Annotated in this window: 19 protein-coding genes and 1 pseudogene; 16 read left to right on the plus strand and 4 right to left on the minus strand. The window is 65.6% G+C overall.

Annotation, left to right across the window (positions count from 1 at the left end):
* Positions 1-61: 61 nt before the first annotated feature.
* Positions 62-2,788: a bifunctional acetate--CoA ligase family protein/GNAT family N-acetyltransferase gene (locus V6B08_RS11510; protein ID WP_341980791.1), complete on the minus strand. Its 2,727-nt coding sequence runs from the start codon at positions 2,786-2,788 to the stop codon at positions 62-64.
* Positions 2,789-2,795: 7 nt separating this feature from the next.
* Positions 2,796-4,226 carry a lipopolysaccharide biosynthesis protein gene (locus V6B08_RS11515; protein ID WP_341980793.1) on the minus strand — a complete coding sequence of 477 codons (1,431 nt, stop codon included), beginning with the start codon at positions 4,224-4,226 and terminating at the stop codon, positions 2,796-2,798.
* Between the two features lie 76 nt (positions 4,227-4,302).
* On the opposite strand from V6B08_RS11515, the gene V6B08_RS11520 reads away from it, so the two are divergent.
* The 7 genes and pseudogenes from V6B08_RS11520 to V6B08_RS11550 all read left to right on the plus strand — a co-directional run bounded on the left by V6B08_RS11520 (position 4,303) and on the right by V6B08_RS11550 (position 11,264).
* Complete coding sequence (locus tag V6B08_RS11520; protein ID WP_341980795.1) at positions 4,303-5,835, plus strand: tetratricopeptide repeat protein; 1,533 nt, start codon at positions 4,303-4,305, stop codon at positions 5,833-5,835.
* The gene (locus V6B08_RS11525; protein WP_341980797.1) at positions 5,828-7,360 is read left to right on the plus strand and encodes a tetratricopeptide repeat protein; all 1,533 of its coding nucleotides are present in this window, start codon (positions 5,828-5,830) and stop codon (positions 7,358-7,360) included. The genes V6B08_RS11520 and V6B08_RS11525 overlap by 8 nt, the downstream gene beginning before the upstream one ends.
* A 160-nt stretch (positions 7,361-7,520) precedes the next feature.
* The gene (locus V6B08_RS11530) at positions 7,521-8,342 is read left to right on the plus strand and encodes a flagellin (RefSeq protein WP_341981638.1); all 822 of its coding nucleotides are present in this window, start codon (positions 7,521-7,523) and stop codon (positions 8,340-8,342) included.
* A 201-nt stretch (positions 8,343-8,543) separates the two neighbouring features.
* Complete coding sequence (locus tag V6B08_RS11535) at positions 8,544-8,960, plus strand: flagellar biosynthesis repressor FlbT (RefSeq protein ID WP_341980799.1); 417 nt, start codon at positions 8,544-8,546, stop codon at positions 8,958-8,960.
* Entirely contained in the window at positions 8,917-9,279 is a 363-nt protein-coding gene (gene flaF / locus V6B08_RS11540) for a flagellar biosynthesis regulator FlaF (RefSeq protein ID WP_341980801.1), read from the plus strand. Before V6B08_RS11535 ends, flaF begins: the two co-directional genes overlap by 44 nt.
* A 6-nt stretch (positions 9,280-9,285) precedes the next feature.
* A pseudogene (locus V6B08_RS21935) lies at positions 9,286-9,975 on the plus strand (tetratricopeptide repeat protein); the annotation flags it as partial.
* Positions 9,976-11,042: 1,067 nt separating this feature from the next.
* Positions 11,043-11,264, plus strand: coding sequence for a hypothetical protein (locus tag V6B08_RS11550; protein ID WP_341980806.1), 222 nt, complete (start codon positions 11,043-11,045; stop codon positions 11,262-11,264).
* A gap of 171 nt (positions 11,265-11,435) precedes the next feature.
* Here V6B08_RS11550 and V6B08_RS11555 read toward each other — a convergent pair whose 3' ends face one another.
* Complete coding sequence (locus tag V6B08_RS11555) at positions 11,436-11,636, minus strand: hypothetical protein (protein ID WP_341980808.1); 201 nt, start codon at positions 11,634-11,636, stop codon at positions 11,436-11,438.
* A 130-nt stretch (positions 11,637-11,766) separates the two neighbouring features.
* On the opposite strand from V6B08_RS11555, the gene V6B08_RS11560 reads away from it, so the two are divergent.
* From V6B08_RS11560 to V6B08_RS11600, 9 genes are all read left to right on the plus strand, one after another.
* Positions 11,767-13,380, plus strand: coding sequence for an FAD-dependent oxidoreductase (locus V6B08_RS11560; protein WP_341980810.1), 1,614 nt, complete (start codon positions 11,767-11,769; stop codon positions 13,378-13,380).
* 64 nt (positions 13,381-13,444) lie between these two features.
* Positions 13,445-14,404 carry an ACP S-malonyltransferase gene (gene fabD / locus V6B08_RS11565; protein WP_341980812.1) on the plus strand — a complete coding sequence of 320 codons (960 nt, stop codon included), beginning with the start codon at positions 13,445-13,447 and terminating at the stop codon, positions 14,402-14,404.
* 17 nt (positions 14,405-14,421) lie between these two features.
* On the plus strand, positions 14,422-15,159 hold the full coding sequence (fabG, locus tag V6B08_RS11570; protein ID WP_341980814.1) for a 3-oxoacyl-ACP reductase FabG: 738 nt from the start codon (positions 14,422-14,424) through the stop codon (positions 15,157-15,159).
* 145 nt (positions 15,160-15,304) lie between these two features.
* The gene (locus tag V6B08_RS11575) at positions 15,305-15,541 is read left to right on the plus strand and encodes an acyl carrier protein (RefSeq protein WP_341980816.1); all 237 of its coding nucleotides are present in this window, start codon (positions 15,305-15,307) and stop codon (positions 15,539-15,541) included.
* A gap of 97 nt (positions 15,542-15,638) precedes the next feature.
* The gene (fabF, locus tag V6B08_RS11580; protein ID WP_341980818.1) at positions 15,639-16,916 is read left to right on the plus strand and encodes a beta-ketoacyl-ACP synthase II; all 1,278 of its coding nucleotides are present in this window, start codon (positions 15,639-15,641) and stop codon (positions 16,914-16,916) included.
* A 13-nt stretch (positions 16,917-16,929) separates the two neighbouring features.
* Positions 16,930-17,904 carry an endolytic transglycosylase MltG gene (mltG, locus tag V6B08_RS11585; RefSeq protein WP_341980820.1) on the plus strand — a complete coding sequence of 325 codons (975 nt, stop codon included), beginning with the start codon at positions 16,930-16,932 and terminating at the stop codon, positions 17,902-17,904.
* 72 nt (positions 17,905-17,976) lie between these two features.
* A complete protein-coding gene (locus V6B08_RS11590) occupies positions 17,977-18,294 on the plus strand; it encodes an ArsR/SmtB family transcription factor (RefSeq protein WP_341980822.1) in 318 nt (105 codons plus the stop codon).
* A gap of 1 nt (position 18,295) precedes the next feature.
* Entirely contained in the window at positions 18,296-18,778 is a 483-nt protein-coding gene (locus tag V6B08_RS11595) for an arsenate reductase ArsC (RefSeq protein WP_341980823.1), read from the plus strand.
* Between the two features lie 5 nt (positions 18,779-18,783).
* Positions 18,784-19,464: an aquaporin gene (locus V6B08_RS11600; protein WP_341980825.1), complete on the plus strand. Its 681-nt coding sequence runs from the start codon at positions 18,784-18,786 to the stop codon at positions 19,462-19,464.
* Here the strand turns inward: V6B08_RS11600 and V6B08_RS11605 are convergent.
* Entirely contained in the window at positions 19,419-20,174 is a 756-nt protein-coding gene (locus V6B08_RS11605) for an SDR family NAD(P)-dependent oxidoreductase (protein WP_341980827.1), read from the minus strand. The genes V6B08_RS11600 and V6B08_RS11605 overlap by 46 nt on opposite strands.
* Positions 20,175-20,210: the final 36 nt, after the last annotated feature.

Raw genomic sequence — 20,210 nt, forward strand, 5'->3', positions numbered from 1 at the left:
ACGGGGCATGTCCATGGGACCCAAGATAGGGCCGCCCAGGCCCCCCGGCAACAGCATCGGTTCAGGATATTTTCCCATCCACCGCCCGTTGGCCATCGGCCGGCTTGGGATGCAATGGCAGCCGCACCTCGATGGCGTCGCTGCCCATCACCGGCAGGGTCTGGAACCCGAGTTCGGCGGCCAGGGTACGCATCGCCTGGTTCTCGCGCAGGATGTCGCCGATGATCTCGGCCGTGCCGCGCTGGCGGCAATAGGCGATGATCTTGCGCATCAAGGCATCGCCCAGGCCTAAGCCCTTCATGTCGCTGCGCACCAGCACGGCGAATTCGGCGCGGATATTGTCCGGGTCGGTGATGGCGCGCACCACGCCCAGCGTTTCACTGCCATTACCGCCAGAAACCGGTCGTGTGGCGATGAAGGCCATTTCGCGCTCGTAGTCGATCTGGGTGAAGCGCGCCAGCTCGCGGTGCGGCAGGCGGCGCATCGGCGAAAAGAAGCGCAGGCGGAAATCCTCCGGCGAGACGCGGGCGAGGAAATCCTGGTGCGCCGGTTCGTCCTCGGGCCGGATCGGGCGCAGCAGCACGCGGCTGCCATCGCGCAATTCGATGGTTTCCTCCAGCGCCGTCGGATAAGGCCGGATCGCCAGATGGTCCGGACCATGCAGGCTGCTCGGGCTCACCACCATGCGGGCATCCAGCGCCACCAGGCCCTGGTCGTCGGCATAGAGCGGGTTGATGTCGAGTTCCTTGATCTCGGCATGATCGGAAACGAGCTGCGCCACCCGCACCAGCAATTGCGCCAGTTCGGCGCGGTCGACAACGGGGAAGTCGCGGTATCCCGACAGCAGCCGGCTGACCTTGGTGCGCTCGATCAGGTCGTTGGCCAGATGCATGTTCAGTGGCGGCAGCGCGATGGCACGGTCGCCGATCACCTCGACGCCGACGCCGCCCTGGCCGAACATGATCGCCGGGCCGAAGATCGGATCGGTGAGCGCGCCGACGATCAGTTCATGCGCGCGGGCACGGCGCACCATCGGCTGGATGGTGAAGCCGTCGATACGCGCATCGGGCTTCAGGCGCTTCACGCGCGCCAGCATGCCTTCGGCCGCCGCGCGCACTTCCGCCAGATCATCGAGATTGAGCGCCACGCCGCCGACATCGGATTTATGCGTGATGTCGGGCGACAGGATTTTCAGCGCCACCGGGAAGCCCAGGCGCCGCGCCGCGCTCATCGCCGCCTGCGAGGTCTCCGCCTTCTCGGTCGGCACCGTGGGGATGCCATAGGCGGCGAGGATGCGCTTGCCCTCGATCTCGTTCAGCATGCTGCGGCCTTCGCTCAAGGCCGCCGTGATCACCGCGCGGGTTGCCGCATGATCGGGGATGAAATCCTCCGGCAGCTCGGCCGGAATTTCCATCAGGTTCTTCTGGTTGCGGCGGTAGTCGATCATGTGCTGGAAGGCGCGCGCCGCTGCATCCGGGGTTTCGTAGGAGGGCACATTCGCTGCCGCGAAAGCGCGCCGCGCCGATTGCACCGCTTCGCCGCCGGACCAGCAGGCCAGCAGGTTCTTGTCGGTCTTGGCCGCTGCCGCCACCACCGCCTTGGCCGGCTCGATCGGCGGCACGATGGCGGTGGGCGCATACATTGCCAGCACCGCATCGACATTGGGATCGGCCAGCACGATATCGAGCGCGGCGGTGTAGCGTTCCGCCGGGGCGTCGCCGATCACATCGACGGGATTGCCATGCGACCAGGTGGCTGGCAGGGCGGCATCCAGCGCTGCCAGGGTTTCGGGCGAGAGATCGGCCAGCCGCCCGCCATAAGCGATCAGCTTGTCCACCGCCATCACGCCGGGACCGCCGCCATTGGTGATGATCGCCAGCCGCTCGCCGGGCAGTTTGCGCATATGCGCCAGGGTTTCCACCGCGTCGAACAATTCCTCCACGCCATCCACACGCACGATGCCGGCGCGGCGCAAGGCGGCGGTGTAAACGTCGTCGCCGCCAGCCAGCGCGCCGGTATGCGAGGCGGCGGCCTGGGCGGCGCGGGCATTGCGGCCCGATTTCACCGCCACGATCGGCTTGGTGCGCGCCGCCGCGCGGGCCGCGGAGATGAACTTGCGCGCGTGTTTCACGCTTTCGATGTAGAGCAGGATGGCGCGGGTATTGGCATCGTTGGCGAGATAATCCAGCACATCGCCGAAATCGACGTCGGCTGAGTCGCCGAGTGAGATGAAGTGGCTGAAGCCGATGCCGCGCTCGCGGGCCCAGTCCAGCACCATGGTGCAGAGCGCGCCGGACTGGCTGACGAAGGCCAGCCGGCCCGGCTCGGCGGAAGTATGGGCAAAGCTGGCATTCAGCTTGATGCCGGGAATCAATTGCCCGACGCAGTTCGGCCCCAGGACGCGCAGCAGGTGCGGCCGCGCGGCATCCAGCATCGCCTGCGCCAGGCTGCGGCCATCGGGTGTCTTGTTGTTGCCAAGGCCGGCGGTGAGCACCACGGCTGCCTTGCAGCCCTTTGCGCCCAGTTCGGCGATCACCTGCGGCACTGCTTCCGGCGGCACGCTCACTACCGCCAGGTCTGGCGCGGCTGGAAGGGCTGAGATGGTTGGGAAGCAGGGCAGGCCGCCGAGCAGGCGGTATTTCGGATTCACCGGCCAGATCGGCCCGGCGAAACCACCGTCGATCAGGTTTTTCAGCAGCACGGTGCCGACGCGGGCCGGGCGCTCGGAGGCGCCGATCACGGCAACGGATTGCGGCGCGAACAGTTTGTCGAGATTGCGGATGGTCATGGCGCCACTATACCCCGTCGCCTGTTACACTGGCATGGCCAGATTGCCACATCTCCCAGCCGGCGAGCAGCAGCAAGGGCAGTGGCAACCAGAGCGGCAGGCCGCCGTACCAGAGCGCGAACGGTGCCAGCAGTACCAGCAGGGCGAGCAGTATCCAGGCGCCTACCGCCGGCTGTTGCGGACAGAGCTTGCGGCCCTGGAGATACAGGATCAGGCCGGTGATCAGATTCACCACGGCGATGGCCAGGGCGGCGCCGCCAGCGCCGCTGAGCTGCATCAGCGGCCAGGCCAGCGGCACATAGAGCGCCAGGGCCAGCAGGTTATTCTGTGCTGCCCAGGTGGTGTCTGGCAGCCGCAGCAGGCCGGCGCCGAGGGGCGATTTGATCAGGATGAGATATTGGCTCAGCAGCAGGGCGGCGAAGAGCGGCGCCAGATCGAGCCGTTTTTCGCCGGTGAAGAGCAGGAACAGCCAGGGTTGCAGCAGCACCAGCAGCAGGTAAAGCAGCCCGCCGGCGGCAATGCTGAGATTGGACACCAGGCCGATGATCGCGGCGGCGCGCGGGCGCTGCAGCGCATGATGCACCAGCCCGCCCCAGGCCATGAAGAAAGGCAGCGCCAGCAGGGCATCGAACAGCACCGCGATGCGGGCGGCGATCAGATAATCGGCGGCGGCCTCGATGCCGACCCAGGCGGCAAGCAGAAAGCGGCTGAGGGAATCGAGCGAATAGCGCAGCAGCAGGCCGGCCATCAGCGGGATGCCATAGCGCAGCAGCGGCTGCACCTGTGCGCCATCCCAGGCAAACAGCGGACGGCGCCGGATGCCGGCGAGCCCGATCAGCGCCGCGAGCGTCTGGCCGCAGGTCTGGCCGATCAGCAGGCCGGGCAGGCCGAGACCAGCCCATAATACGAGGACACAACTGGCGAGCAGCCAGACCGCCAGATTGCCCACCGCCAGGAAGCCGGCCAGCGCCACCCGGCGCTCGGCGCGCAATTCGGTGATCAGCAGGGTCTGCACCGCGCCGCTGAGCATCAAGGGCAGCAGCAGCCAGGCGGAGTCGAGCGGTGCGGCATCGAACAGCGCCATCGCCTTGGCGCTGCCATAGAACAGCGCCAGCAGGCTGCCGGTGACGATGCCGGAGGCCAGCGCCACCAGCAGCACGGTGCCGAGCAGGGCCGGGCGGGCCGATTCGGGCTGGCGCGCATGGTGGTAGAGATAGGCGAATTTCAGGCCCAGCAGGCTTAAGGTGAGGCCCGGCGTGGCGCCAGCCTCCACCAGGCTGTAGAGCCCGATCTCTTCCGGCGACAAGGCCGTGATCATCAGCGGCAGCAGCAGCAGGTTGCCCAGCGCCAGCAGGCCGATGGAGACCAGATAGCCGCCAAAATCGCGGTAGAGTGCGTGGCGGAAATCCTCCGGGCTGTGCAGATCGGCGGTATTCATTTTTCCTGCCCGTTTTCCGGCCCTGGCGATTCAAGGTTTACCATTCGTTACAGGTTATGGCCTATTCGGTCGAGAGATGCCCACCGAATTGCACAGCGCGATTGCCGAGGCCCTGGCCGCGGCGAAACAGATGATCCGAGTCGGCGATTTCGTCGGCGCCTCCAAGTTGTGCGACAAGCTGCTGCGGGCAGCGCCGCGCCATGGCGAAGTGCTGCTGCTGCTCGGCCATGTGAAACTCTGCCAGGAAGATGCCGCCGCCGCCTCGCAGGCCCTGCGCGACGGCCTGGCGATCCGCCCCGATATCGCCGAAGGCTGGGTGCATCTCGGCCTTGTCAGCCGCATGCTGGGCGATAGCAATGGCGCCGCTGCGGCGTTTGGTTATGCGCTGAAGCTGGATCCGAAGAATTACCAGGCGATGAATGGCCTCGGCTCGCTGGCGCAGGATGACAGCGATGTGTCCACTGCCGCGCAATGGTTTGCCCGCGCCAGCGAAGCCGCGCCGCTGGATCCGGTGCCGCGCAAGAATCACGCCTTCAACCTTGGAGTCATGGGGCGACTGGACGAAGCCGAAGCACAATTCGCCAAGGCCCTGGCGATCGATCCGAAGAATTACGAAACGCGCATGGATTTCGGCATGTTCCAACTGTCGCGCGGCGATTTCGCAAGCGGCTGGGATCTTTATGAAGGCCGCTGGCGCAGCCGCGCCTTCAAGGAGCCCGATTGGGGCGGAGCCAAGCCGCGCTGGCAGGGCGAAGCCTTGGCCGGGCGCTCGCTGCTGCTCTGGGGCGAGCAGGGCATCGGCGATCAGGTCCTGCACGGCACCATGCTGCGCGATGCGATCCGCCGCGTCGATGCGGCAGGCAGTGGCAGCGGCCACGTCATCATTGCCGTGACCGACCGGCTAGTGCCGCTGTTCGAGCGGGCGCTCGCCGATCTATCGCTACCTGGTATCACCCTGGCCGTGACGCAGCGCCAGGGCGCGGCGGCAGCGGCCGATCTGCAATGTCCCTTCGGCAGCCTCGGGGGCATCCTGCGCCGCTCGGCAGCCGATTTCGCGACGCATGATGATGGTGCTTATCTGCGCGCCGACCCGGCGCGGCGCGATGCTTTGCGCCAGCGCTATCAGGCCTTGGCGCCGGGCAACCGGCTGCTTGGCGTCGCCTGGCGCAGCATCAACCCATTCCTGGCCAAGTCGAAGAATCTGTCGCTGGCCGATCTGGCGCCGGTTTTCGCACTGCCCGGCATTACCTGGGTGAACCTGCAGCATGGCGATGTGGCCGCGGAAATCGCCGCAAGCGGCGTGCCGCTGCATAACGACACTACAATCGACACATTCCGCGATCTCGATGGCCATGCGGCCCAGCTTGCCGCGCTCGATGGCGTCGTTGCCATTAGCTGTTCCACGGTGCATCTCGCCGCGGCCCTCGGCGTGCGCGTCGATCTGCTGCTGCCGCGCGGGCCGGGCCGGCTGTGGTACTGGTCGCGGCCGGAACTGCCGGGGGCCGAGCGCAGCCGCTGGTACAAGTCGGTGCGGCTGTGGCATCAGCAGCAGCCGGGTGAGTGGCAACAACCGGTCGCGGCCGTGGCCGAGGCGCTGCGCCATGGCTGATGCTGTTATGGTCCGGCTGCAGGCGGCATTGATGCAGCATCAGGCCGGCGACCTCGCGGCGGCACGGGCCGGCTATGAAGCCGTGCTGGCAATGCAGCCGGAACAGGCTGATGCATTGCATCTGCTCGGCGTGCTGGAGGATCAGCAGGGACACCATGCCGAAGCCGTGGCGCTGATCCGCCGCGCCGTTGCCGCCAGTCCGCGCGCCGCGAATTTCCAGGGCAATCTCGGCAACGCCTTGCGGGCGCTGGGCGACCATGCCGAGGCCGAGGCCGCCTATCGCGAGGCCAACCGGCTAGATCCGGGTGATCCCGAGGCGCTCTATAACCTCGGCAACCTGCTGCGCGACATGCGCAGGCTGGGTGAGGCGGAAGCTGCCTTCCACGCCACCCTGCGCCTGGCACCGAGGCATCGCGATGCGCTGCATAACCTCGCCATGCTGCTGTGGGAAGAATATGACGCGCCGGAAGCCGATGCCTTTTTCGCGCAGGCACTTGCTCTCACCCCGCAGGATCATGCACTGCGCATGCATTACGGCCTCTATTGTCTGGGACGCGACCGCTTCGATCCCGGCTGGGCGCTCTATGAGTCGCGCTGGCAGAGTGGCCTCTATCCCGAACGCGACTGGGGCATGGGCAAGCCGCTGTGGCGCGGCGAACCGCTCGCGGGCCGCCATCTGCTGCTGTGGGGCGAGCAGGGTGTCGGCGACCAGATGCTGTATGGCACCATGCTGCGCGAGGCGATTCAGCGGGCTGGTGCGGGCCGTGTAACGATTGCCGTCAGCGACCGTCTGGTGCCGCTCTATGCCCGTGCCTTCAGCGCTCTCGGTGTTGCCGTGACCACGCGCGAAGGCGCGGCGGCGGCAGCCGATCTGCAATGCCCCTTCGCCAGCCTCGGCGGCATCCTGCGCCGTGCGCCGGCGGATTTCGCCGGGCATGACGGCGCCTATTTGCGCGCCGATCCGCAGCAGCGCGATACGTTGCGTCAGCGCTATGCTGCCTGGGCGAAACCCGGCGACCGCCTGCTCGGCATTTCCTGGCGCAGCACCAATGCGCGGCTGGCGGATCACAAGAGCATTCCGCTGCCGCTGCTGGCGCCGCTTTTCGCGCTGCCCGGCATCACCTGGATCAGCGTGCAATATGGCGATGTGGCCGCAGATATCGCCGCCGCCGGTGCACCGGTGCGGATTGATGACAGCATCGACGCCATGCGTGACATGGATGGCTTCGCGGCGCAGCTTGGCGCTCTGGATGGCGTGGTCTCGATCAGCAACAGCGCCGTGCATATGGCCGGCGCGCTGGGGCTGCCCTGCGATCTACTGCTGCCGCTCGGGGCAGGGCGGCTATGGTACTGGCCGCGACCAGCCCCCGTACCGACGGCTGTACGGGCGGCAGTATCGGATAGCGATACCGAATCTGACGCGAAAAGCCGCTGGTATGGCTCACTGCGGCTCTGGCATCAAACTGTCACGTGCGATTGGCGCGCGCCAATAGCGAACCTGGCGGGTTGCCTCAACCCGGGTTAGAGGCTTGATTCTCTAAAACAATTCCGGTTTTCGGGGATATTTCGGGCGAGACGTTAACCAAACTGTTAAAAAATCGCTTGACGGGTGTGTTCCCCGCCACTAATCTCACTCCGACTTCCAAAAGGGAGTCGACCTCAATCCTAGAACAGGAGTGACTACTATGGCCAATTCAGTAAATACCAACATCGGTGCCCTCGTCGCGCTTTCCTCGCTGCGCTCGACCAACGCCGACCTCGACAAGACCTCCAAGCGCATCCAGACCGGCTTCCGCGTTGCGGACGCGCAGGATGATGCCGCCGTTTTCGCCGTTGCCCAGGGTATTCGTGGCAACGTTAAGGCCTACGCCTCGGTGCAGTCCTCGCTGGCTGCCGGTGAAGGCCTCGGCCAGGTGACTGGCGCCGCTCTGACCGGCATCTCGAACCTCGTGGGTGACCTCAAGGCCAAGTTCGCCAACCTGGCGGACGGCTCGCTGACCGCTGAGCAGCGCACCACCTACCAGAACGACGCCAACCAGATCCTGAGCCAGATCACCAACTTCGTGAATCAGGCCACCTACAACGGCAAGAACCTGCTGAACACCACCGCCACGGTGACCTTCGTGGCCGACGTGTCCGGCACCACCTTGACGCTGCAGACCGGCAACAACACGCTGAACGGCGCGACCGACCTCGGCCAGGTGATCACTGACTTCACCGACGCCTCGCAGTACTCGACCTCGCTCGCCAGCCTGAACACCTTCGAAGGCCTGGTGAACTCGATCTCCGCGCAGGTTGCCGCGCAGAGCCGTTCGCTGTCGCTGCAGCGCAGCTTCGTGAACGACCTGGTGGACGCGACCAAGAAGGGCCTCGGCGCCCTGGTGGACGCGGACGTCGCCGCCGAATCCGCTGCCCTGCAGTCCCTGCAGGTTCGTCAGCAGCTCGGCGTCCAGGCGCTCTCGATCGCCAACCAGCAGCCGAACACCCTGCTCAGCCTGTTCCGCTAATAGCGGTCAAGCTAAACCGATTGCCGGCAGCAGCCGGCGGAAAAGGGGCCGCAAGGCCCCTTTTCTTTTTGCCATAATGTGACGGTGGGGAGGTAAACCGCGCAGGGAGCTTCCATAAGCGCGGACAATCGTCTAGCGTCCAGCCAATAACGTCCATGCAGAAAGAGGACCGGGGGCCTTCATGGCGCCCGGAGGTTGTCCGTGCCGCTCATCATCACGCTTAAAGCAGGCGAGAAGTTCATCCTGAATCGGGCAGTGCTGAGTCTGTCCAAGTCAGCCAGCATCGTGATCGAAAACAAGGCTTCCTTCCTGCGCGAAAAGCATATCATGCGCCTGGAAGACGCAGTCACCCCAGCCAAGAAAATCTACTATCTATGCCAGCTCACATATTTGTGGGAAGATCGCTTCGAAGAATTTTATCCCCAGATCAAGCAGCTTTGTTTGGACTTCGTTAATGCCGCCCCGAGTACCAATGCCTTGATCGCGAGTATCGGTGCGGCCTTGGCGCAACAGGACTTTTTCCGCCTCCTGAAGCATGCCCGCCGGCTGATTGAAGTGGAGAGGAGATTGCTCGATGTCGGGAATAAATCCGTACACCAAAGCCCAGAACGTCCTTGAGACGCCGCGCCAGATTGAATATCGGCTGTTCTCGTCGGTGACGCGTGCGCTGATGGATGTGCGCCAGCTGATGCAGAGCAAACATCCCGGCGATGTTGCCCGCGTCGCCTATGCTATCGGCTGGAACCGCGATGTTTGGAACCATCTGATGCCGGAAGTGCTGGACGAGAAGAATCCGATGAACCGCGACCTCAAGCTGTCGCTGATCAACATCTGTATTTTCGTCAACAAGCGCACCGACGAGATCACCGAAGGCCGCTCCACCGATATCGAGCCGCTGATCGCGGTCAACCGCAATATCATGGAAGGCCTGAAGTAAGGCCCGATGAATGGCGTGCCGGAGGAAGCCGCAGCCATAGGCAAGCTGTGGCTGGAAGCCAAGAGCGCGCGCCAGTCCGGCAATCTTGCCGCCTCTACCGAACATCTGCGCCGGGCGCTCGCCATCGCGCCTGACAATCCACTCATCCTGCGCCAACTGGCGGTGCAGTTGCGCCATGCTGGCGCGCTGCAGGAAGCTCTGGCCTTGCTCGAACCCGCCTTGCCGCTGGCCATCGAGCATCCCGACCTGGCTTTGACCCTTGCCGATTGTCTGCTGCAGCAGGGTGGCCCGCGCGCCGCGCTTGCCACGCTTGACTATGTGCTGCGCCAGCGCGGGGACCAGCCGGCAGAACTGCTGCTTGGCAAGGCGCGGCTGCATTACATGCAGCATGAATTCCCCGCCGCCGAAGCCGCCTTGCGCGACGTGGTGCGCCAGTCGCCGCAGCGGGCGGAAGCCTGGTCCTTGCTCAGCGCCATTGCCATCGAACTCGGCCGCGATGAGGAAGCCGGCACCGCCAGCCGGCTGGCGCTGAAAATCGACCCGAAGCAGGTGATTGCACTCGGCACCAAGGGGCAGCTTGCCGCCGAGGCCGGCGATAGCGATGCGGCGCGGCATTTCTTCGATCGTGCCCTGGCGCTGGAGCCGGATAACGCCCGCATCCACTACATGCTCGGCCTGCTCGATCTCTCGCTCGGCAATTATGCCGCGGGCTGGCGCGGCTTTGCCTGGCGTCACCGGGTGACACCGCGCATCGCTGCCGATTTCAGCTACGGCCTGCCAGCCTGGCAGCCGGCGGAGACCGCGCCGCAGGGCCGCCTGCTGATCTGGGGTGAGCAGGGCATCGGCGACGAGATCATGTTTGCCGGCATGGTAAGTGGGTTGCTGGTGCGCGAGGTGCGGCCGCTGCTGCTCACCGATCCGCGCCTGGCGCCGCTGTTTTCACGGTCGCTGCCGGGCATCGATGTGGCCGCGCGCCACCCTGGATTTGCCCCGCGCAGCGAAGGCATCACGCGCCAGATAGCGGCTGGCGATCTCGGTGCGCTGCTGCGCCCAGACCGCGCGGCGTTTCCGGTGCGCAGCCGCTACCTTGCCGCAGACCCGGCAAGGGTACGCCACTTCCGCGCCAAATATGCCGAATTGGCGCGCGGCAACAAACTGGTCGGCATTGCCTGGCGCAGCAGCAACGCGGCGCAGGGGCCTTACAAGTCGCTGGCGCTCGACGATTTCGCCCCGCTGCTGCGGCAGCCGGGCTGCTGCTTCATCAATCTCCAGTATGGCAATAACGCCGCCGAGATCGCGGCCTTGCGTGAGACGCATGGCCTTGTGCTGCATGACGACGACGAGGTCGATCCTTTGCGCTCGCTTGAAGACCAGGCGGCACAGATCGCGGCGCTGGATTGCGTGGTCAGTACGTCGAATTCCGCCGTGCATCTGGCCGGCGCGCTGGGGGTGCCGACCTGGCTGCTGCTGCCGCACCGGGGGCGTGGCGTGCAGTGGTATTGGGGGCAGGCCGGTGCCGAGACGCCATGGTACAGCAGCCTCCGGTTGTTGCGATCTGCCGCCAGCGAAACCCTGGCCGTGCAGCTCCAGCGGAGAATGGCCGAGTTCGCCGCCTGGCTGGCCGATTTCCGCGCTGTAACCGCTAATTGAATGGTAATCTCGGGAAGGTTAACCGTATTTACAAATGGTCAACTAGTTTGTGGGAAGAAGAGGGCGTAGGCTCTGCACCGAGCCGGGAATAACTTGAAAAGGGGGCTTGGCCCATGGCGATGTCGGAAGAGGAACAGAGCAAGGTGACGCGCGAAGCCTTTGTGGCTTCGTGGGAAGCGCTGGTGAATGGCGGCGTGTCGCGCGAGATCGTGGCGGCGATTGCCATGAGCATGGCGTTGGCTGAGCTCACGGCCATCTTCGGCAAGGCGGTGACCGCCCATGGCTTGGAGAAGCTGCCCGATACCATCCGCTCGGGTGCCTTTGATCCCAAGTAAGGGTGATCCCAAGTCAGGGGTGAGCTGACTTAACAGTTCCTGCGAATTTTTCAAACGGCACCGGCTGCAGACGCAGCCGGTGCCGTTCGTCTTTTCGTCAGCAGGCTGGGCGAGGCACAAACATTAAGGGCGGCCATTGGCCGCCCTTGACGCTTGCGCAGGACTCCGGCTTTACGCCGACACATCCACCTGACCACCAACACCTTCGGGCAACGGGCCCGCTGATGCACTGGTGCCGCCGCCCTGGTTGGCAGCAGCGGTGATCTGCTTGATGTTGTCGAGGCTGGCGGAGACGGCGCTGAGCACGCTGAGCTGCGTATCGCGGGCGACTTTAAGCCCGACCAACTGCAGTTCCTGGGAAATCGCGGTCATCGATGCCTCCTTCTGAAGCGACGTGGGAATTTTACGACTCACCGCCCAGCGGCGGCAAGGGGCTGTTTAGCGCTTTATTGTGTCGGGTATCACGCCTATTTTTGTTTCAATTGTTTCACGGGAGGAAGCCATGCTGGGGCCGACGCAGTTCGCGGCCACGCCAAAACCGGCGCTGCCGCACGGTGCGGTGGAACAGCGCCAAGTGGTGATCGTGGGCGGCGGGCCGGTGGGGCTTACGGCGGCGCTGGATCTGGCCCGCCACGGCATTGCCGTGCTGCTGCTGGATGACGACGACACGGTCAGCACCGGCAGTCGCGCCATCTGCTACGCCAAGCGCACGCTGGAAATCTGGGATCGCCTGGGCGTGGCGCAGCCGATGCTGGAACACGGTGTCACCTGGCAGGTCGGCAAGGTGTTTCATGGCGAGCGCGAGCTTTATCGTTTCGACCTGCTGCCGGAAAGCGGCCATTGCTTCCCGGCCTTTATCAACCTGCAGCAATATCATGCCGAGTCCGCTCTTGTTGCGGCGGCGCAACGCGAACCGCTGATCGACTTGCGCTGGCGCCACAAGGCTGTTGCCGTGCAGCCGCGCAACGATGGCGCGCGGCTGAGCATCGAAGCGCCCGATGGCGCCTATGAGATCGACGCCGAGTATGTGTTGGCCGCCGATGGTGCGCGCTCCACCTTGCGCCGCAGCCTTGGCCTCGATTTCCACGGCCAGGTATTCGAAGACCGCTTCCTCATCGCCGATGTGAAGATGCAGGCCAGCTTTCCGACTGAACGCTGGTTCTGGTTCGAGCCGCCGTTTCATGGCGGCGGCTCGGCCCTGCTGCACAAACAGCCCGACGATGTGTGGCGCATCGACCTGCAATTGGGCCGCGATGCCGACCCGGAAATCGAACGCCAGCCGGAGCGCGTGCTGCCGCGTCTGCGCCAGATGCTGGGGCCGGCGGCGCGGTTCGAACTGGAATGGGTCAGCGTCTACACGTTTCAATGCCGCCGGCTGGAGCGTTTCCGCCATGGCCGGGTATTCTTCATCGGCGATGCCGCGCACCAGGTTTCGCCCTTCGGCGCACGCGGCGCCAATTCCGGCGTGCAGGATGCCGATAACCTGGCGTGGAAGCTGGCGGCTGTGCTGCGCGGCGAGGCGGATGACGCCTTGCTCGACAGCTACGATACGGAGCGCGTGGCGGCGGCGGACGAGAATATCCTGAACTCGACGCGCTCGACCGATTTCATCGCGCCCCAGGGCGAGGCGGCGCGGCTGTGGCGCGATGCGGTGCTCGAACTGGCCGCCAGCCAGCCCTTCGCCCGCCGCCTGGTCAATTCCGGCCGCCTGTCGCTGCCGACGGCCTATGCCGGTTCAGGCTTTTTCGCGCCGGACGATCCCGGCTTCCAGGCCGGCCCGCCGCCCGGCGCCCCGGCCCTGGATGCCCCTCTGGAGGATGGTTCCTGGCTGCTCAGCCACTGCCAGGCGGGCCGGTTCATCCTGCTGCGCTTCGGCCCCGGCGGCCCGGAGGCTCCCCAGGGGATGACCGTCCTGGACCTGCCCACGGACGGAGCGGCGGCCCAGCGGTATGGTGCCCAGGCAGGCAGCGCCTATCTGCTCAGGCCAGATCAGCATGTGGTGGCCCGCTGGCTGGCGCCGGTTCCGGTGGCGGCGGTCGTTGCGGCCCGGAACCAGGCCCTGGGAGCCGCCACCGGAACCGGGCAAGAGCCGGGCAGGCTTGCAGGCGAGGGTTGACACCACCCGGTAGCCGTCTATCACTGGCGCCGGTTTTTCGACGCTTCAGAGGGAGTCCGCGGTAATGACACGCGCCTTTTTGTTTCCCGGCCAGGGCAGCCAGGCCGTCGGCATGGGCAAGGATCTGGCGGGGGCCTTCGCGGCGGCCCGGCTGGTATTCCAGGAAGTGGACGACGCCCTATCGCAGAAGCTCTCCAGCCTGATGTTCGAAGGCCCGGAAGCCGACCTGACCCTGACCGAGAATGCCCAGCCGGCCCTGATGGCGGTGAGCGTGGCCGTCGCCCGGGTGCTGGAGCAGGATTTCGGCGTCAACCTGGCGGCCAAGGGCGCCTATGCCGCCGGCCATAGCCTGGGTGAATATTCCGCGCTCTGCGCCATGGGAGCGATTTCTTTGAGCGACACCGCGAAGCTTTTGAAGCTGCGCGGCCAGTCGATGCAGAAGGCGGTGCCGGTGGGCGAGGGCGCCATGGCGGCCCTGCTTGGCGCCGAACTGGAGCAGGCGCTGACCGTGGTGGCCGAGGCTGCCCATAATCAAGAGACAGGGCAGAGTGAAATCGTCGGTTGCGCCAACGACAATGGCGGCGGCCAGGTGGTGATCTCGGGCAAGAAGACCGCCGTTGAGCGTGCCATCGAGGTGGCCAAGACCAAGGGTATCAAGCGCGCCATGCTGCTGCCGGTGAGCGCCCCGTTCCATTGCGCCATGATGCAGCCCGCCGCCGATGCCATGGCGGAGGCGCTGGCGAATGCCAATGTGCAGCCGCCGAGGCTGCCGATCGTGTCCAACGTCACCGCCAAGGGCGAGACCAACCCGGCCGATATCCGCAAGCTGCTGGTGCAGCAGGTGACCGGCCTGGTGCGCTGGCGCGAGAGCATGCAATGGCTGAAGGGCCAGGGCGTGACCCAGGCCGTCGAGCTTGGCTCGGGCAAGGTGCTGGCCGGCCTGCTGAAGCGCATCGACAAGGATATCGAGCCGCTGAGCCTCGGCCAGCCGGCCGAAATCGAAGCCTGGGCCAAGACGGTCTAACGAAAAGGAAGCCGACGATGTTCGATCTTACTGGCAAGACCGCGCTGGTCACCGGCGCCACCGGCGGCATCGGCGGCGCCATCGCCGCCGCTTTGCATGCCCAGGGCGCCACCGTGGCGCTTTCCGGCACCCGCGAGGCGGTGCTGCAGGAAGCCGCCGCGAAGCTCGGGAGCCGTGTGCATGTGCTGCCGTGCAATCTCGCCGATGCCGCCGCCGTGGATGCGCTGATCGGCCAGGGCGAGGCGGCAATGGGCCAGGTGGATATCCTGGTGAACAATGCTGGCATCACCCGCGACGGCCTCGCCATGCGCATGAAGGACGAGGATTGGCAGAGCGTGCTGGACGTCAACCTCACCGCCGCCTTTCGTCTGGGTCGCGCCGCGCTCAAGGGCATGATGAAGCGCCGCTGGGGCCGCATCATCTCGATCACCTCGGTGGTTGGCGTCACCGGCAATCCGGGCCAGGTCAACTATTCCGCCGCCAAGGCCGGCCTGATCGGCTTCTCCAAGTCGCTGGCCCAGGAAGTCGCCTCGCGCAACATCACGGTGAACTGCGTCGCCCCTGGTTTCATCGAAACCGCGATGACCGACGCCCTTAATGAACAGCAGAAGACCGCCATCCTGACCAAGGTGCCGGCCGGCCGGCTGGGCCAGAGCCCGGAAATCGCCTCGGCGGTGGTTTACCTGGCCTCCACGGAAGCCGCCTATGTCACCGGCCAGACCTTGCACGTAAACGGCGGAATGGCCATGATTTAGGCCGGAACAGCCGGGGAATCGCCCGGCGGACCGGGGTAACAGGGTGCTTGGAAGCCCCGGCGTTCTATGCTAAGGGAGGCCCCCAACTGCCGGCCAGCCTGCATAAGACGGCCCAGGCAGCAACGAAACACAAGGACTTAGGACAATGAGCGACATTGGTGAGCGCGTTAAGAAGATCGTCGTCGAGCATCTCGGCGTCGAGGCCGAGAAGGTCACTGAGAACGCGAGCTTCATCGACGATCTGGGCGCTGACAGCCTCGACACGGTCGAGCTGGTCATGGCGTTCGAAGAAGAATTCGGCGTCGAAATCCCGGACGATGCGGCCGAGAAGATCCTCACCGTGAAGGACGCGATCGACTTCATCACCGAGAAGTCCGCCTGAGGGATTGCCGGTTGGCTTCCTGCCAATCGCTTGAGCCGGCGCGGGCCACCGCGCCGGTTTCCCGTTTTTACCAGCATGTTTTAAAAGAGGCTCCGCCATGCGTCGTGTCGTCGTCACCGGCCTAGGCTTGGTCACGCCGCTGGCTAGCGGCGTTGAAGCCACCTGGACCCGCCTGATCAATGGCGAGTCGGGTCTTGGCCCGATCACCCGCTTCGATGCCAGCGAAATGCCGGCGAAGATTGCCGGCCAGGTGCCGCTCAAGGCGGATCACCCGGATCGCGCCGATGCCTTCGATCCCGATCAGTGGATGGAAGCCAAGGAGCGCAAGCGGGTCGACGATTTCATCGTCTACGGCCTTGCCGCCGCCAAGCAGGCGGTGATCGATTCCGGCTGGGTGCCCCAGGATGAAGAACAGCGTTGCCGCACCGGCGTGCTGATCGGTTCCGGCATCGGTGGCCTCAACGGCATCGAAGAAGCGGCGATCACGCTGAAGGAAAAGGGCCATCGCCGCATCAGCCCGTTCTTCGTGCCCGGCCGCCTGATCAATCTGGTCTCCGGCCATGTTTCCATTGAATACGGCTTCAAGGGTCCGAACCACGCGGTGGTGACGGCCTGCTCCACTGGCGCCCACGCCATCGGCGATGCCGCCCGGCTGATCATGCTGGACGATGCCGACGTGATGGTGGCCGGCGGTGCCGAAGCCACCATCGGCCCGCTCGGCGTTGCCGGCTTCGCCGCTGCCCGCGCGCTGTCCACCGGCTTCAACGACAACCCGACCGCCGGTTCGCGCCCCTGGGACAAGGGCCGCGACGGCTTCGTGATGGGCGAAGGTGCCGGCTGCGTGGTGCTCGAGGAACTCGAGCATGCCAAGGCGCGTGGCGCCAAGATCTATGCCGAAGTGGTCGGCTATGGCCTTTCCGGCGATGCTCACCACATTACCGCGCCGCATGAGAGTGGCGATGGCGCCTTCCGCTGCATGCAGATGGCGCTGAAGCGCGCCGGCATGACGCCGGGCGATATCGACTATGTGAATGCGCATGGTACCTCGACGCCGCTCGGCGACGAGATCGAACTCAAGGCCGTGAAGCGCCTGTTCGGCAATGCCGTCGCCAACCTGTCGATGTCCTCGACCAAGTCGGCTATCGGCCACCTGCTCGGTGCCGCTGGTGCGGTTGAAGCGATCTTCTCGATCCTGGCGATCAAGACCGGCACCGTGCCGCCGACGCTCAACCTCGACGATCCCTGCGATGGCGCCGAGGGTATGGACCTGGTGCCGAAGCAGGCGAAGCAGCGCGAGGTGCGTGCCGCGCTCTCCAACTCGTTTGGCTTCGGCGGCACCAACGCCTCGCTGGTGCTGAAGCGCTACGACGCCTGATGTCGCGCCCAGAATGATCCGTCTGGTGCGCCTGCTGCTGGCTTTAGTGCTGGTGGCTGGTGCAGCCAGCGGCGGCGCGCTTCTCTGGTTTCAATCCTGGCTTGATAATCCAGGGCCGCTGAAAGCGCCGGCCCTGGTGCAGCTGCCGCGCGGCAGCGGCGTCGATGGCATCGCGCTGCGGCTGGAAGCGGCGGGGGCCGTGGGCGACCACCGCCTGTGGCAACTGGCGGCGCATTGGACCGGCAAGGCGGCTTTGCTCAAGGCCGGCGAATATGCGCTCGAGCCCGGCGACAGCCCGCGCGCCCTGATCGACCGCATCGCGGCGGGCCGCGTGCATTTCCGCAAATTCACCCTGGTTGAAGGCTGGCGCAGCGCCGAGATCATCCAGGCCCTGGCCCAGGCCGAGGCCTTGCAGGGTGCGGTGGCGCAGCCGCCGGCAGAAGGCACGCTGCTGCCGGAAACCTATCTCTATACCTGGGGCGATACGCGGCCTGAGCTGCTGCAGCGCATGGCCAAGGCGCGCGACGAATTGCTCAATCGCCTGTGGGCGCAGCGGGCGCGCGACCTGCCGCTCGAGACGCCGGCCCAGGCGGTGATCCTGGCGTCGATCATCGAGGCCGAGACACCGGTGGCCGCCGAGCGCGCCCAGGTGGCTGGCGTGTTCGTCAACCGGTTGCGGCTGCGCATGAAGCTGCAATCCGATCCCACGGTCGCCTATGGCATCACCAAGGGCTTGACCGAACTCGACCGCCCGCTCAGCCGCGCCGACCTGGCGCAGCCGAGCCCCTGGAATACCTACACGATTGATGCGTTGCCGCCGACACCGATAAACCATCCCGGCCGCGCCAGCCTCAGTGCGGCGCTCAATCCGGCGGCGACCAAGGCGCTGTATTTCGTCGCCGATGGCAAGGGCGGGCATGTCTTTGCCGAGACCTACGAACAGCATCTGCGCAACGTGGCCGCCTACCGCGCCAGCCAAGGGCGCTGACCTTCCAGCGGTTTTGCACTGTCATAATAGCTTCATTTGAGTTCGCGATTTTATTTTCATATTTATCGAAATATGAAAACGACTCAGGCAGTACGCGCCCTGGCGGCGCTGGCACAGGATGACCGGCTGAAACTCTACCGCCTGTTGGTCAAGGCTGGGCCGCAAGGCATGCCGGCAGGCCAGTTGGCACGCAGCAGCCGCATGCCGGCACCGACGGTCAGTTTCCATCTGGCCAAGCTGGTGGCGGCGGATCTGGCCTGGAGCCGCAAGGAAGGCCGCTTCGTGATCTATGGCCCGGATATCGCGGCCATGAACCGGCTGCTGGGTTATCTCACCGATGAATGTTGCGGCGGCCAGCCGGCATTGTGTTGTCCTCCAGGAGAGCAATGAGATGAAGAACGTGCTGTTTCTCTGCACCGGCAATTCGGCGCGCAGTATTCTGGCGGAAAGCCTGATGAATCACTGGGGTGGGGGCCGTTTGCGCGGCTTCAGCGCCGGCAGTTTCCCGAAAGCCGAGCCGCATCCGATGGCCCTGGATCTGCTGCGTTCCCTGCAGTTGCCGGTGGAAGGCCTGCGCAGCAAGAGCTGGGATGAATTCGCCGTCCCCGGTGCGCCGGCAATGGATTTCATCTTCACCGTCTGCGATGCGGCGGCCGGCGAGGTCTGTCCGATCTGGCCCGGCAAACCGATCACGGCGCATTGGGGGCTGCCTGATCCGGCGGCGGTGGAGGGCGATGAGATGACCCGTCGCGCCGCTTTCCGCGAGGCGTTCCGCCTGTTGGAAAACCGCATCAAGATTTTCGCCAGCCTGCGCTTCGATGATCTCGACCGGAATGCCCTGACAGCCGAGACCAAACGCATCGGCCGCGAGTAACCCCGGTGACGCTCGCCCGCCGACTTGCCGCCGAAGCCCTGGGTAGCGGCCTGCTGCTGGCCGCCGTGGTCGGTTCCGGCATCATGGCCGAGCGCCTGGCGGGCGGTCAGGTCGGTCTGGCGCTGCTGGCCAATACCCTGGCGACGCAAGGTGCGCTGGTGGCGTTGATCCTGGCTTTCGCACCGATCAGCGGGGCGCAGTTCAATCCTGCCGTCAGCCTGTTTCTCGCCCTGCGCGGCTTATTGCCCTGGCCGCATCTGCCGCTTTATGCCCTGGCCCAGATTGGTGGCGCCATCCTCGGTGTCTGGCTGGCGCATGGCATGTTCGGCGAGGCGATCTGGCAATGGGGCGTGAAGGCGCGCGCCACGCCGGGCGAATGGCTGAGCGAGATCGTGGCGGCTTTTGGCCTGATCCTGACCATCGGTCTGCTCGAGCGCCAGCGACCGGAGGCGATACCCTATGCCGTGGCCGGCTATATCGGCGCCGCCTATTGGTTCACGGCTTCCACATCCTTCGCCAATCCTGCCGCGGCCATCGCACGCGGCCTGACCGCCAGCTTTTCCAGCATCCGGCCCGAGGACGTGCCGGCATTCGTGCTGGCGGAACTGCTCGGCACGCTGCTGGCGGCGGCTGCCGTTGTCTATTTCTGCGGTGCGCGGCGCAGCAGCCAGTCGGTGAGCGGGTAGGGCAGGGATTCCAGGATGCGGAGCAAGGCCAGCATGCGCCAGGGGAAGGCAATGCGGCCCTGATCGCGTGCCAGCCCCTTGGCGATGATGCGCGCGGCGCGTTCGGCATCCATCAGGAACGGCATCGGAAAGCGGTTCTTCGCTGTCATGCGGCTGACCACGAAACCGGGGCAGACGGCGGAGACGCGCACGCCATGGCGTGCCAGTTGCCCGCGCAGGCTTTCGGCATAGAAGCGGGCGAAGGCCTTGGAGGCGGAGTAGATCGCGGCGCCCGGCATGCTGACGAAACTGGCCATCGAGGCGATCACCGCGATCTGGCCATGGCCCTGCGCCACCAGCAGCCGTGCCGCCGGGTTCACGGTGTTGAACACGCCATCGATATTCACCGCCGCGATGCCGCGCACATGGGCATCGAATTCGTCCCATGACTTGAAGTTGCCCGAGACGCCGGCATTTGCGACCACGAGGTCGAGCGGCATGCTGGCCTCGATCAATGCTGCCATTGCCTCACGGTCGGTGACGGCGGTTGTATGGCCGCTGGCCTCGGCACCCTTGGCGCTGCAGGCAGCCACCACGGCCTGCAGCCGATCGGCATCGCGGCCGGTCAGCACCAGGCGCACGCCGGGGGCGGCGTAGTGCAGTGCCATGGCTTCGCCGATGCCGCTGGAACCACCGGTAATCAGGATATTGCGCGGTGCCGATTCGGCCATGGCTTCGCCTCGTTTCCCTGCGATATACTTAGGTTC

The organism is Ferrovibrio sp. MS7 (assembly GCF_038404985.1).
GTDB classification, from domain to species: domain Bacteria; phylum Pseudomonadota; class Alphaproteobacteria; order Ferrovibrionales; family Ferrovibrionaceae; genus Ferrovibrio; species Ferrovibrio plantarum.

Bases quoted from the DNA above. Each gene is read 5' to 3' on its own strand.
- V6B08_RS11555 (WP_341980808.1), bottom strand. From the start codon at position 11,636: ATGACCGCGATTTCCCAGGAACTGCAGTTGGTCGGGCTTAAAGTCGCC.
- flaF (WP_341980801.1), top strand. From the start codon at position 8,917: ATGTCGGGAATAAATCCGTACACCAAAGCCCAGAACGTCCTTGAGACG.
- V6B08_RS11520 (WP_341980795.1), top strand. From the start codon at position 4,303: ATGCCCACCGAATTGCACAGCGCGATTGCCGAGGCCCTGGCCGCGGCG.
- V6B08_RS11510 (WP_341980791.1), bottom strand. From the start codon at position 2,788: ATGACCATCCGCAATCTCGACAAACTGTTCGCGCCGCAATCCGTTGCC.
- V6B08_RS11605 (WP_341980827.1), bottom strand. From the start codon at position 20,174: ATGGCCGAATCGGCACCGCGCAATATCCTGATTACCGGTGGTTCCAGC.
- V6B08_RS11595 (WP_341980823.1), top strand. From the start codon at position 18,296: ATGAAGAACGTGCTGTTTCTCTGCACCGGCAATTCGGCGCGCAGTATT.
- fabG (WP_341980814.1), top strand. From the start codon at position 14,422: ATGTTCGATCTTACTGGCAAGACCGCGCTGGTCACCGGCGCCACCGGC.
- fabF (WP_341980818.1), top strand. From the start codon at position 15,639: ATGCGTCGTGTCGTCGTCACCGGCCTAGGCTTGGTCACGCCGCTGGCT.
- V6B08_RS11550 (WP_341980806.1), top strand. From the start codon at position 11,043: ATGGCGATGTCGGAAGAGGAACAGAGCAAGGTGACGCGCGAAGCCTTT.
- V6B08_RS11560 (WP_341980810.1), top strand. From the start codon at position 11,767: ATGCTGGGGCCGACGCAGTTCGCGGCCACGCCAAAACCGGCGCTGCCG.
- V6B08_RS11575 (WP_341980816.1), top strand. From the start codon at position 15,305: ATGAGCGACATTGGTGAGCGCGTTAAGAAGATCGTCGTCGAGCATCTC.
- V6B08_RS11590 (WP_341980822.1), top strand. From the start codon at position 17,977: ATGAAAACGACTCAGGCAGTACGCGCCCTGGCGGCGCTGGCACAGGAT.
- mltG (WP_341980820.1), top strand. From the start codon at position 16,930: ATGATCCGTCTGGTGCGCCTGCTGCTGGCTTTAGTGCTGGTGGCTGGT.
- fabD (WP_341980812.1), top strand. From the start codon at position 13,445: ATGACACGCGCCTTTTTGTTTCCCGGCCAGGGCAGCCAGGCCGTCGGC.
- V6B08_RS11515 (WP_341980793.1), bottom strand. From the start codon at position 4,226: ATGAATACCGCCGATCTGCACAGCCCGGAGGATTTCCGCCACGCACTC.
- V6B08_RS11530 (WP_341981638.1), top strand. From the start codon at position 7,521: ATGGCCAATTCAGTAAATACCAACATCGGTGCCCTCGTCGCGCTTTCC.
- V6B08_RS11525 (WP_341980797.1), top strand. From the start codon at position 5,828: ATGGCTGATGCTGTTATGGTCCGGCTGCAGGCGGCATTGATGCAGCAT.